Source organism: Salmonella sp. WC3 (assembly GCF_042932255.1).
Lineage (GTDB): Bacteria > Pseudomonadota > Gammaproteobacteria > Enterobacterales > Enterobacteriaceae > Salmonella > Salmonella enterica.
Map to the genome: position 1 here is coordinate 3,188,261 of NZ_CP170629.1, position 12,188 is coordinate 3,200,448.

The 12,188-nt window shown below is 52.2% G+C and carries 9 protein-coding genes and 1 pseudogene; 5 read left to right on the plus strand and 5 right to left on the minus strand.

Going from position 1 to position 12,188, the window contains the following annotated elements; genetic code table 11:
• Positions 1 to 74: 74 nt before the first annotated feature.
• Positions 75 to 932 carry an S-formylglutathione hydrolase gene (gene fghA / locus ACFK9X_RS15710; protein ID WP_000425491.1) on the plus strand — a complete coding sequence of 286 codons (858 nt, stop codon included), beginning with the start codon at positions 75 to 77 and terminating at the stop codon, positions 930 to 932.
• On the opposite strand, the gene ACFK9X_RS15715 is transcribed toward fghA, so the two are convergent.
• Positions 921 to 1,310 carry a helix-turn-helix domain-containing protein gene (locus tag ACFK9X_RS15715; RefSeq protein WP_020839215.1) on the minus strand — a complete coding sequence of 130 codons (390 nt, stop codon included), beginning with the start codon at positions 1,308 to 1,310 and terminating at the stop codon, positions 921 to 923. The genes fghA and ACFK9X_RS15715 overlap by 12 nt on opposite strands.
• Positions 1,311 to 1,314: 4 nt before the next feature.
• A pseudogene (locus tag ACFK9X_RS15720) lies at positions 1,315 to 2,671 on the minus strand (L-serine ammonia-lyase).
• A gap of 216 nt (positions 2,672 to 2,887) precedes the next feature.
• Here ACFK9X_RS15720 and serB point away from each other — a divergent pair.
• Together serB and ACFK9X_RS15730 are read left to right on the plus strand one after the other, a co-directional pair.
• Positions 2,888 to 3,775: a phosphoserine phosphatase SerB gene (gene serB, locus ACFK9X_RS15725; RefSeq protein ID WP_000022914.1), complete on the plus strand. Its 888-nt coding sequence runs from the start codon at positions 2,888 to 2,890 to the stop codon at positions 3,773 to 3,775.
• A 32-nt stretch (positions 3,776 to 3,807) separates the two neighbouring features.
• Complete coding sequence (locus ACFK9X_RS15730; protein WP_000023807.1) at positions 3,808 to 5,130, plus strand: MFS transporter; 1,323 nt, start codon at positions 3,808 to 3,810, stop codon at positions 5,128 to 5,130.
• 43 nt (positions 5,131 to 5,173) lie between these two features.
• Here ACFK9X_RS15730 and cirA read toward each other — a convergent pair whose 3' ends face one another.
• The 3 genes from cirA to yieE all read right to left on the minus strand — a co-directional run bounded on the left by cirA (position 5,174) and on the right by yieE (position 10,034).
• Complete coding sequence (gene cirA / locus ACFK9X_RS15735; RefSeq protein ID WP_000488255.1) at positions 5,174 to 7,165, minus strand: catecholate siderophore receptor CirA; 1,992 nt, start codon at positions 7,163 to 7,165, stop codon at positions 5,174 to 5,176.
• Positions 7,166 to 7,511: 346 nt separating this feature from the next.
• The gene (lysP, locus tag ACFK9X_RS15740; protein ID WP_000534999.1) at positions 7,512 to 8,981 is read right to left on the minus strand and encodes a lysine-specific permease; all 1,470 of its coding nucleotides are present in this window, start codon (positions 8,979 to 8,981) and stop codon (positions 7,512 to 7,514) included.
• 189 nt (positions 8,982 to 9,170) lie between these two features.
• Positions 9,171 to 10,034, minus strand: a complete 864-nt coding sequence (gene yieE, locus ACFK9X_RS15745; RefSeq protein ID WP_000548316.1) for a DNA-binding transcriptional regulator YeiE — start codon at positions 10,032 to 10,034, stop codon at positions 9,171 to 9,173.
• 120 nt (positions 10,035 to 10,154) lie between these two features.
• Here yieE and ACFK9X_RS15750 point away from each other — a divergent pair, with 120 nt between their 5' ends.
• Positions 10,155 to 11,204 (plus strand): YeiH family protein, encoded by a 1,050-nt coding sequence (locus ACFK9X_RS15750; protein WP_151116985.1) that lies wholly within the window; start codon positions 10,155 to 10,157, stop codon positions 11,202 to 11,204.
• Positions 11,205 to 11,282: 78 nt separating this feature from the next.
• Positions 11,283 to 12,140, plus strand: a complete 858-nt coding sequence (nfo, locus tag ACFK9X_RS15755; protein WP_023204025.1) for a deoxyribonuclease IV — start codon at positions 11,283 to 11,285, stop codon at positions 12,138 to 12,140.
• The last annotated feature ends 48 nt before the right edge of the window (positions 12,141 to 12,188 follow it).

A 12,188-nucleotide genomic window follows, 5' to 3' on the forward strand; every position in this document is an offset into this window, starting at 1 on the left:
CACAACGCGGTGAATAATCTGTATTATGAAGAATCTGCATACCTTATCAGGTTCACCATAAAAGGAGCCCCCGCATGGAAATGCTCGAAGAGCACCGATGTTTTGGCGGCTGGCAGCAGCGCTGGCGTCATCATGCCGCCACGCTAAACTGCGCCATGACATTCAGCATTTTTCTTCCGCCGACTCAGGATAATGAACCGCCTCCGGTACTGTACTGGTTGTCCGGGTTGACCTGCAATGATGAGAATTTTACCACCAAAGCAGGCGCGCAGCGTATCGCAGCAGAACTGGGCATTGTATTGGTGATGCCGGATACCAGTCCACGCGGTGAACAGGTCGCCGACGATAGCGGATACGATTTAGGCCACGGCGCCGGGTTTTATCTCAATGCCACACAGCCGCCCTGGGCCAGCCATTATCGCATGTACGATTACCTGCGCGATGAGCTTCCGGCGCTTATCCAGACACAGTTTAACGTCAGCGACCGTTGCGCCATCAGCGGGCACTCGATGGGCGGCCACGGCGCATTAATCATGGCGCTGAAAAATCCGGGCAAATACACCAGCGTCTCTGCTTTTGCGCCTATCGTCAACCCCAGCCGCGTGCCGTGGGGAATCAAAGCGCTTACCGCTTATCTCGGCGAAGATGAATCAGCCTGGACTGAGTGGGATAGCTGCGAATTAATGCTGGCCAGCCAGCCGCAGGACGCCATTCCTGTGCTCATCGATCAGGGCGACAGCGATCAATTCCTCGCCGATCAACTTCAGCCCGCCGTACTGGCGGAAGCCGCGCGGCAAACCACCTGGCCGATGACGCTACGAATCCAGCCTGGCTACGATCATAGCTATTATTTTATTGCGTCCTTCATCGAGGACCATCTGCGCTTTCATGCCCGGTATTTACGGGACGAGCGTGAGACGTCACCAACATAATGAATTTTCCAGCGCCGCGCTGTAATTCACCTCCTCCGACTGCGGCGCGGAAGATTTATTATTTAAATCCGCGGCCTGCTGGCGTACCTGAAGGCGGCCGCTGCCCTCTCCACCTTCATAACTTTCGTGAAAATTACGCAGCTCGGATTCAAACAGCACCGCATCAAGATTATGCAACTTATCCAGCGCCCGCAGGAGAGAAATTAACGTATCAAGATTGAGCCCTCCCCCCTTCTCGATACGCTTGATGGTGGCAATGCCAACGTGCGCGCGATCGGCAAGCTGCTGCTGGGTTATCGAAAGAGACAGGCGCGTCTCCTTTAAGCGGGCGCACAACGACAGGATAATCTCGTCGTTATTCATCGTATTGTATTTCACGCTGTTACCCTCTCTTGCGCGGCTGAATTTTCCCCAGCGAACCATGATACGTTTCACGGTATTTAGCGCTCATGTCTTTACCGGTCTCGTACATCGCAGCAATGATCTCATCGAGCGAGATACAGGGTTCACTTACGCGACTCATCGCCATCGTCGCCGCGTTTATCGCTTTCACGGCAGAGATGGCATTTCTCTCTATGCAGGGAATTTGTACCTGCCCGCCCAGCGGATCGCAGGTCAATCCCAGATGATGTTCCATGGCAATTTCAGCGGCGCTCAGCGTTTGCTCCACGGATGCGCCCATCAGTTCAGCCAGGCCCGCCGCCGCCATTGAGCACGCCACGCCGATTTCCCCCTGACAGCCAACTTCAGATCCCAGAATAGAGGCGTTTTGTTTAAACAATATCGCGATAGCGGCGGCGGTCAGGAAGAAACGGGTCAGAGCACCGGGCTCCAGCGGCGTGACAAATTTATCATACCAGCAGAGCGCTGCCGGAATGATGCCGCACGCGCCATTGGTTGGCGCGGTAACAATCTGTCCGCCGCTGGCATTTTCTTCGCTTACCGCAATCGCGAAGGCATTGACCCAGTTCAGCGCGGTTAAAAAATCGCTGGCGGAGCGGTTAGCCTGTAACGTCTTATGTAACGCACAGGCGCGCCGCGGTACCGGGTAATACCCCCTCAGTATGCAGGCCGCGATAAACCGCCTGCTGCATCACGTCCCATATTTGCGCCAGATAATTCTGCAACATCTGTGGCGAGTGGCGGCACAGCTCATTTTTCATCATCAGCGCCGCCACGGACAGGCCGTTACGCCGACACAGCGCCAGCAACTGCGCGGCATGACTAAATTCAAAGGGCGACACTGTACGCAAAGGAAGCGATGGCGTCAGCGGCTCGCCATGTTTGCGAACCTGTCCGGCGCCGGTCGAAAACCAGGTCTCTTCATACACCGTGAAATAATCATCTCTGGCGCGAAACGTCATGGCATAAGGATGGCCTGGATGCGCCTGGTGATTGGCGATAATCTTGACTTTTATCGTGATTCCGCCCGCGTCGGAGAGCGGGAGTTCGATTTTGTTTTCATTTTCCGCACGCTTAATCACCGCCATATGCGAACGGAGATCGACATTCTCCGGCTGGCAACCCAGCAGCCCAAGATAAAGGGCGGTATCCACATTGTGGCACTTGCGGCTTAACGATAACGCGCCATACAGCTCGATTTCAATTTCCCGAATTAGCGGCAACGTCTCTTGTTCTCTGAGCAATGAAATAAAGTGACAGGCGGCGCGCATCGGCCCTACGGTACGTGAGCTGGATGGACCTATTACTATTTTGAATATATCAAGGCAACTCTCCATCGTTATATCAATCCTTTCAGTGTCATTCGCGTTCAGTTATAAATAACATCCTCGCACAGTTGGCATATCAAAAGTGATACCTTTTGTGTCTGAACTTTACCTGGTATCAAAAACAACGCTTTTTTAGCCCTTTTCTGGCTGTGATATCTGTGATAGCACGAGATTCCACGCCGCAAAAGAGCCATTATAATACCCGTAAATTAAGGGAGTTATCATATGAGCATTATTTATTTTATTACTACACAGGATATCGATACGTTTCAGAAAAAATTACAGGAAACGTTATTTAATGCCGTCACCATGCCGTTTCCGCTATTATTTGATAAACGTTATGCCGCGCTTATCAATACCGCTTATTTAAAGCTTACGCTGCCAGCGGAATGTCTGACGCCTGAATTTTATCGCTATTTACGCGAACTCTCATTGCAATGGCAGTTTGATTTTTTTATTAAGCCGCAGCCACTGCCTGCTAACGGTATTATCGCGTTTGATATGGACTCGACATTTATTGCGGAAGAAGGCGTGGATGAAATTGCCCGCGAGCTTGGCATGTCGACGCAAATCACCGCCATTACCCAACAGGCGATGGAGGGCAAGCTTGATTTTAACGCCAGTTTTACCCGACGTATCGGAATGTTGAAAGGCACACCGAAAGCAGTGCTGAACGCCGTATGCGATCGCATGACCCTTTCGCCAGGCCTGTTAACTATTCTGCCAGTCATCAAGGCCAAAGGATTTAAAACCGCGATTATCTCCGGGGGACTGGATATATTCACCCAGCGTCTAAAAGAACGGTATCAACTGGATTATGCCTTTTCGAATACGGTTGAAATACGCGATAACGTTCTGACGGATAACATTACCTTGCCGATTATGAATGCCGCAAACAAAAAACAGACGCTGGTTGACCTGGCTGCCCGGTTAAATATTGCCACGGAGAATATTATTGCCTGCGGTGATGGCGCCAACGATCTGCCGATGTTAGAACATGCTGGCACCGGTATTGCCTGGAAAGCGAAGCCGGTTGTACGGGAAAAAATCCACCATCAGATTAATTATCACGGTTTCGAATTGCTTCTTTTTCTTATTGAAGATGAATTATAACGCGACTCACCTCGCCGGAAGGGAATTTTAAAATGAGTATAAAAACATTTATTTTCAGCCAGCCCGATAAGCCGATTGTAAAAGAGAAAAAAGAGATAGACCAGACCTATAAAAAATTTCGTTTTGAGATTATCGCCTCGGTCTTTATCTCTTATGCCGTCTTTTATCTTACCCGTAAAAACTTCTCCGCCGCGATGCCGGCCATGCTGACGGAAACGTCGCTGACCGCAGAAGACTTCGCCATTATGTCTTCTATTTTTTACATTCTTTATGGCGCGATGAAGTTTGTCGGCGGGATGCTGGTCGATAAAATTAACCCGAAAGCCATGACCGGCCCGGTGCTGATTGGCGTGGGGATTGTAAATATTCTGTTCGGCTTTTCCGACAGCGTGGCGGCATTCTACGTGCTGTACAGTCTCAACGCGATATTACAGGGCACCAGCTTTCCGCCGATGGCGAAAATTATGGCCTCGTGGTTTTCGAAAAACGAACGGGGACGCTGGTGGGCTATCGTTGAAGCGGCGCACAATATCGGCGGCAGCCTCGCGCCGCTGCTGACCAGTTTTGCTATCGCCTTTAGCGGTAGCTGGAAAATGGGGTTTTATGTTCCCGGCGCCATTTCGCTGCTGATGGGGATAGTGGCGCTATTTACCATTAAAGATCGTCCCGGTACGTTAGGTTTGCCCAACGTGGGGCAGTGGCGTAACGACCCGACGGAACTGGCCCAGGTCAAGGCCAGCCCGGTCAACCTGAGCTTCTGGCAGATTTTTGTGAAATATATCCTGACCAATCCACTGGTATGGATCATTATTATCGGTGATATGTCGGTTTATATTGCGCGCACTATTCTTAACGACTGGCCGCAGATTTACTATTCGCAGGTTCACGGCTGGAGTCTGATAAAAGCGAACTCGATTATTTCCTGGTTTGAGGCGGGCGGACTGGCAGGTGGGTTGCTGGCAGGCTACTTGTCTGACTTTATGTTCAAAAGTAACCGCTGGATGACCGGGTTAATCTTCGCGTTAGCGCTGTGCATATGCATCGTGCTGGTGCCGCTGGTTCAGGATACCTCTTACACCCTCACCGCGATTCTGTTCACCATCATGGGCTTCGCCTTATACGGACCGCATATGCTTTTTGCCGTCGGCTGTCTGGATGTGACCCATAAGGATGCGGCGGGATCGATTACCGGCTTTCGGGGATTGTTCAGCTATGTCGGCGCGGCAATGGCCGGTGTGCCGGTAATTATGGTGAAAAATAGCTGGGCGTGGTCGGGCGTTTATATCTATGCGGTGATCGCCATTCTGCTAACGACTCTGTCGCTGGCGCTGCTCTCCAGGCTGCATCGGTTATAACATTCTGGCGACAGCGGCAAAACGCGGCTGTCGCCAGTCTCTGTCAGAAACGGTAATCCACCGCCATAAAGTAACGACGTCCGTCTTCGGTATAACCGTAGTCGTCGCGTTTGAGATCTTTATCGCCCACGTTCAAAACGCCCGCACGCAGTTTAACGTTTTTCGTCGCCTGCCATGCCGCGCCGGTATCCCAGACCACGTACCCGCCCGGCGTTTTCGCCGTTGCGCTGTCGGCCCGCTTACGCCCGGTATAATTCCCTGATACGTAGAATGACCAGTCTTCGAGCTGCACCGGTTTCCAGTCCAGCGTACCGTTCGCGGTGTGGAACGGCAGATCGGAAAGCGGCTTGTTCCCGCCATTACTGACGTCGCGTCCGTCGTTATAGGTGTAATTCAACGACAGTTTCCACGCCTCGTTAAACGGAACTTTCAACTCGGTTTCCACGCCCTGAATACGCGCTTTATTCACGTTGTAATAACGGAAGACCGGAACGCGCTGTCCCCGACTGTTGGTTTCGAAACCGACAAAGTTGGAATAGCCGGGCGCGGCGTTAACGTCAGGGGTACGACTAATGCTGATGCGATTGTCCACATCGTTACGGAACGTGGTAACGCTCGCTTCCACGCCCTCCAGTATGCCTTCTTCGCCCCGGTAATAAAGGCCGAGCTCCCAGCTTTCACTGGTTTCAGGTTTCAGATCCGGGCTACCGACAATGCGGCATCCGCCACGGCAGGAGTTGGTCGCCCAGTCCGGACTTAATTGCAATAGCGACGGCGCTTTAAAGGCCGTGGCCCACCCACCTTTCACCGTCAGGGTATCCGTTGCGTTATAAACCAGATAAGCACGCGGGCTCCAGTGATCGCCATAGGTTTCATGGTCATCCATACGAATACCGGTGGTCAGCGCCAGCGGTTCGAAGATGCGCCACTCATCTTCAAGGAACAGAGCATACTGGCTGGCGGAGGTTTTTGTACTGGAACCGCCGGTCAGGTTCACCGCATCGCTCAGTTTATCGTGACGCCATTCGCCGCCGAAGGTGAGGAACTGGTTGACAGACGCTAACGGCAGAACGTATTTCCCGTCAATCGAATTGCTTTCTGACGTGATAGGGCTACTGTTGCCGGGGTTTTTGTTTTCCACTTTTTCGCCGTAGAATTTGAGCTCGCTATTGCCGAGATCCCAACGTCCGTTATGGCTCAACGCGTAGTTTTGCCGTTCCAGACGATTTTTATCCAGCGAGTCGGAGTCCCGGTCCTGGCGATCAAAACCGTAGCCTGCGGTAACGTCATGATTTTCGTTTGGTGTCCAGGCAAACTCGACGTTTCCATCGCGGCTGGTAAATCCTTCAATGCGCGGCGTTTCACCCGTAGCGGTGGTGGCGGAGCTCTGCTGCTCGTCTTTTTCGCGTTTCGCCAGACTACCGTAGGCTTTCATTCCCAGCACGCCGTCGATCAGCGGACCGCTGGTAAAGAACTGACCGTTATAGGTATCGCCACGGTCGCGATGTTCCTGAATAGTGGAGTCAACCGTGACGCTGCCGTGCCATTTCTGACCAATTTTTTTGGTGATAATGTTGACCACGCCGCCCAGCGCATCGGAGCCATACAGCGAGGACATGGGGCCACGCACCACTTCAATACGTTCGATAGCGTCAACCGGTATCCAGTTCAGATCAAAATCATTATGGCGGAAGACCGCGTTACGGGAGTTAACGCGCTTACCGTCGATCAGGATCAGCGTATAACTGCTGTCCAGACCACGAATACTCACGCCTTTACGGTTATCCCCTTCGTTAGTGAGCTGTACGCCCGGCACCTCTTTCAGGACATCTTTCAGGTTTTGCACGGGCCTGCGCTGTAAATCTTGTTGGGTAATGACGCTGATACTTGCTGGCGCATCTTTCAGATTTTGTTCGATGGCGGACGCGGTAACGACCATAGTTTCACCATCATCCGTTGCCGCGGCAACCGGCCAGGCCAACGTAACTGCGGACATACAAAGCCCTACCCGAACGAAAGGGTTAAACCTAAACATTCCATTTCTCCATGAGGTAAATACGACAAAAAAAATCGGTTATCGCTCACAACGCATTACGTTTCGCCTGCGATAACGGTTATCACGGCGAACTCTTTTTATGCAGGCGAGTCGGGCTCATTAGTGACGGTCGCGCCCGAATCTTCATCCTTTCTGATTTCGAGCGTAACGATAAAGCAAACGATAATAATTATCAATTTAATTGTTAATAATTATGTCATTTGAACCAATCATAAAGAAAAAACAAAAAACCCTCTCGAATGAGAGGGTTAGAAGGGTCAGGTCCAGGCAGTCCGTGCCGGATGGCGGCATAAAGCCTTATCCGGCCTATGACGAGAATACTACGTTACTTTTTAACGCGTTCCGGGAAGTGCATTTCGCTATAGCGCACGAAATGCGTACCTTTTATCAGCTTGTAGCCGAACCAGATAAGCAGGAACAGCGGAATACCGATATAGGTCGCCGCGACACCGCCCCAGTCGATGGTATCTTTCAGGAACGCTTCATAGTTCTGCCCCAACGTAATAATCAGGCACAGTACAAAGGCGAAAATCGGCCCCAGCGGGAAGAACCCGGAACGGTACGGCAAATCATTCACATCATACCCTTGTATCACGTAACCGCGACGGAAGCGATAATGGCTAATGGCAATCCCCAGCCAGGCGATGAAGCCCGTCATACCGGAGGTGTTCAACAGCCACAGATAGACCGTCTGGTTGCCGAACATTGAGGTCAAAAAGCAAAGACCGGCAATCACGGTGGTGGCATAAAGCGCATTGCGCGGTACGCCGCCGCGGGACAATTTCGCAAAAATACGCGGGGCCTTACCGTCACAGGCCAGGGTGTAGAGCATACGGGTCGAGGCATACATCCCGGAGTTACCCGCAGACAGTACCGCCGTCAGGATAACCGCATTCATTATCGCCGCCGCAGACAACAAGCCCGCATGCTGGAACACTAAGGTAAACGGACTGACGCTAATGTCTTTGACGTCGTTACGCAGCAGGTTTGGATCGGTATAAGGAATGATCAGGCTGATAATCAAAATCGCGAAAACATAAAACAGCAGAATACGCCAGAACACCTGACGCACCGCGCGCGGAATATTCTTCTCCGGGTTTTCAGATTCCCCGGCGGCAATACCAATCAGCTCAGTTCCCTGGAAAGAGAAGCCCACGATCATCGCGACGCCAATCATTGCCGCAAAACCGCCAGCAAAAGGCGCATCGCCCGTCGTCCAGTTGCTCCAGCCGACCGGCTCAACACCTTTAAAGATACCGATAATCATCGCTACGCCAACGATGATGAAGATAATAACGGTCGCGACTTTAATTAACGAGAACCAGTACTCCGCTTCGCCAAAACCGCGCACGGAAATGTAGTTCAGCAAGAAAATGACGCAGAGGAATAGCGCGCTCCAGATCCAGCCCGGCGTGTCCGGGAACCACCAGCCCATCACCAATTGCGCGGCAACCAGGTCAACAGCGATAGTCACCGCCCAGTTGTACCAGTAGTTCCAGCCCAGCGCGAAACCAAAGCCTTCTTCCACATAGTTCTGACCATATGTCGCAAACGAGCCAGATACTGGCATATAGGCCGCCAGCTCGCCAAGACTGGTCATCAGGAAGTAGACCATCAAACCAATCAGAATATAAGAAAACAGCGCGCCGCCTGGCCCCGCCTGAGAAATTGTCGCACCAGATGCAACGAAAAGACCTGTCCCGATGGAGCCGCCAATGGCAATCATCGTCAGGTGACGCGCCTTTAATTCGCGACGTAGCGCGGGCGCTTCTGTGGTTTTAGTTTTGGAACCCATGTGAAAATGCTATCCATCCAAAAAATGAGGCGCGATTGTAACAGACGAAATACTATCCTTCCGACACAAATGCGCGGTTATAAGAGACCTTCATGACCGGCCACGGATTATAAGTAAAGCAGAGAATAACGTATACGTAAGCGGATACTAAAAATGGCGATGCCGCCCGGGCAGCCCTCCTCTTCACCTTTATTCACAGTAACTCAAAAAACGCTGCAACGCGTTAGAAAGATGTTTCTGCCGATGATGAACACGCCACAACGTGCGCACCAGGCGCGGTAACGGCACCGCGACTTCGCCCAGGGTTCCCGCCTGAAGTTGTTCAGCAATCACCCGGCGCGATAAACAGCTTATCCCCAGTCCATGACGTACCGCATGTTTGATCGCTTCTGAATTCCCCAACTCCATCGCCATATGAAAGCGCGGCAAATGCGACAACAGCAAATAATCGACAATTTCCCGCGTACCGGAACCGCGCTCGCGTAAAATCCATGGGGATGCCGCAAGCTGTTCCAGCGTCACCGGCCCCTGCGTCAGCGGCGAGGACGGCGCGGCAAAGACCACCAGCTCATCTTCCAGCCACGGCTCAGAAATAATCTCTGTACTGTGACATGGTCCTTCAATCAGGCCGATATCAACCCGAAAATCCAGCACCGCGTTAATCACGTCCTGGCTGTTTCCCACGCTGAGTTCCAGCGGTAAGGCCGGATAATGCTGGCGATAGCGGGCAATCATGGCGGGTAAAATGTAATTGCCGATGGTGCTACTGGCATAAACCCGTATCGCGCCGTTATCTTCACGAAATAGCTGCTCAATTTCTACCGCTTGCTCCAGCAACGCCAGCGCGCGCGGGTATAACAAGCGCCCATGTTCGTTGACCACCAGCCGTTTCCCCACCCGATCAAACAACTGTACGCCGAGCTGACCTTCCAGATCGGTGAGCGCGGCGCTAACGGCGGACTGCGATAATGACAGCATGACCGACGCCTGGGTTGTTGAACCGCTTTTCAGTACTTCAGCAAACACTTCAAGTTGTCGTAGCGTAATATGAATAGTCGTATCCCACCGATAGCGTTTCACTTACCACTTATAAAGATTAATTATAAATATATAATCAATTTTATTTTTAAACCAGATCACCGTAACCTTATTGTCCATATACAGGAGAAGGTTATGACAGAACTCACCTTGCAGAATCATCGTCGTACAATGTGGCATTTTATACCGGGGCTCGCTCTGAGCGCCGTCATTACAGGAGTCGCCCTGTGGGGCGGCGCTATCCCTGCCGTTGCAGGCGCGGGGTTCAGCGCCCTGACCCTGGCTATCCTGCTGGGTATGGTTATCGGGAATACCGTCTATCCACAAATATGGAAACAATGCGACGGCGGCGTGCTGTTTGCAAAACAACATCTGCTGCGTTTAGGGATTATCCTTTACGGCTTCCGCCTTACCTTTTCACAAATCGCCGACGTGGGTATTAGCGGTATTGTGATTGACGTATTAACGCTTTCCAGCACGTTCATGCTGGCCTGCTTCTTAGGCCAAAAAGTCTTTGGTCTGGACAGGCATACCAGCTGGCTGATTGGCGCCGGTAGCAGTATCTGCGGCGCGGCGGCGGTACTGGCGACAGAACCGGTGGTAAAAGCGGAAGCCAGTAAGGTTACTGTAGCCGTCGCGACTGTCGTTATTTTCGGCACCATCGCTATTTTCCTTTACCCGGCAATGTATCCGCTGCTGGCGCACTGGTTCAGCCCGAAAACTTACGGCATCTATATCGGCTCAACCATGCATGAAGTCGCGCAAGTGGTCGCAGCGGGTCACGCCGTTAGCCCGGATGCGGAAAATGCGGCAGTTATCGCTAAGATGCTGCGTGTCATGATGCTGGCGCCGTTCCTGATCATTCTGGCGGCACGCGTTAAACAGCTTTCACCGGCGACCGGCGCGGAAAAAAGCAAAATTACCATTCCGTGGTTTGCTATTTTCTTCATCGTAGTGGCGATCTTCAACTCTTTCCACCTGCTGCCGAAAGCCGTGGTGGATATGCTGGTGACGCTGGATACGGTGCTGCTGGCGATGGCAATGGCGGCGTTGGGTCTGACCACTCACGTTAGCGCATTGAAAAAAGCGGGGGCGAAACCGCTGCTGATGGCGCTGGCATTATTCGCCTGGCTGATTATTGGCGGTGGCGCCATTAACGTCCTAATCCATAGCCTTATCGCATAAATTATTACGTTTCACGCCTGTTAACCCGTTATCATAGCGTTCGTAATGAACCGTTAGCGGGTTTAACAGGAGTCTTTTATGAAATACATCGGAGCGCACGTCAGCGCTGCTGGCGGTCTGGCTAACGCCCCTGCCCGCGCGGCTGAAATTGGCGCAACGGCCTTTGCGCTTTTCACAAAAAACCAGCGTCAGTGGCGTGCCGCCCCCCTTACTCCCCAGGTCATTGATGACTTTAAAATCGCCTGTGAAAAGTATCATTTTTCAGCGGCGCAAATCCTTCCCCACGATAGTTACCTGATTAATCTGGGCCATCCGGTCAGTGAAGCGCTGGAAAAATCACGCGATGCCTTTCTCGATGAAATGCAACGCTGTGAACAACTCGGCTTAACCTTGCTTAATTTTCATCCCGGTAGCCATCTGATGCAGATTGCACAGGAGGATTGCCTGGCGCGGATCGCGGAATCCATCAATATTGCCCTCGCGCAGACCGAGGGCGTTACGGCGGTTATCGAAAATACAGCCGGTCAGGGCAGTAATCTGGGGTTTGAGTTTGAACAGTTAGCCGCCATCATCGACGGCGTGGAAGATAAGTCGCGCGTTGGCGTCTGTATCGATACCTGCCATGCCTTTGCCGCCGGATACGATCTGCGTACGCCAGAGGCGTGCGAAAAAACGTTCACCGAATTCGGGAAAATTGTCGGATTTCAGTATTTGCGCGGAATGCACCTGAACGACGCCAAAAGCGCCTTCGGTAGCCGCGTTGACCGTCATCACAGCCTGGGTGAAGGCAATATCGGCCACGATGCGTTTCGTTGGATTATGCAGGATGGGCGTTTTGACGGTATTCCGCTGATACTGGAGACCATCAATCCTGATATCTGGGCGGAAGAGATTGCGTGGTTAAAAGCCCAGCAAATTGCCGAAGCGGTGGCCTGACGCTCAATGTTCTTCAGGCAATAAAAAAGGCAGAGCGCGCTCTGCCTT

Excerpts from the sequence above, each read along its gene's own strand:
- fghA (WP_000425491.1), top strand. The coding sequence starts at position 75 with ATGGAAATGCTCGAAGAGCACCGATGTTTTGGCGGCTGGCAGCAGCGC.
- serB (WP_000022914.1), top strand. The coding sequence starts at position 2,888 with ATGAGCATTATTTATTTTATTACTACACAGGATATCGATACGTTTCAG.
- ACFK9X_RS15730 (WP_000023807.1), top strand. The coding sequence starts at position 3,808 with ATGAGTATAAAAACATTTATTTTCAGCCAGCCCGATAAGCCGATTGTA.
- cirA (WP_000488255.1), bottom strand. The coding sequence starts at position 7,165 with ATGTTTAGGTTTAACCCTTTCGTTCGGGTAGGGCTTTGTATGTCCGCA.
- lysP (WP_000534999.1), bottom strand. The coding sequence starts at position 8,981 with ATGGGTTCCAAAACTAAAACCACAGAAGCGCCCGCGCTACGTCGCGAA.
- ACFK9X_RS15750 (WP_151116985.1), top strand. The coding sequence starts at position 10,155 with ATGACAGAACTCACCTTGCAGAATCATCGTCGTACAATGTGGCATTTT.
- nfo (WP_023204025.1), top strand. The coding sequence starts at position 11,283 with ATGAAATACATCGGAGCGCACGTCAGCGCTGCTGGCGGTCTGGCTAAC.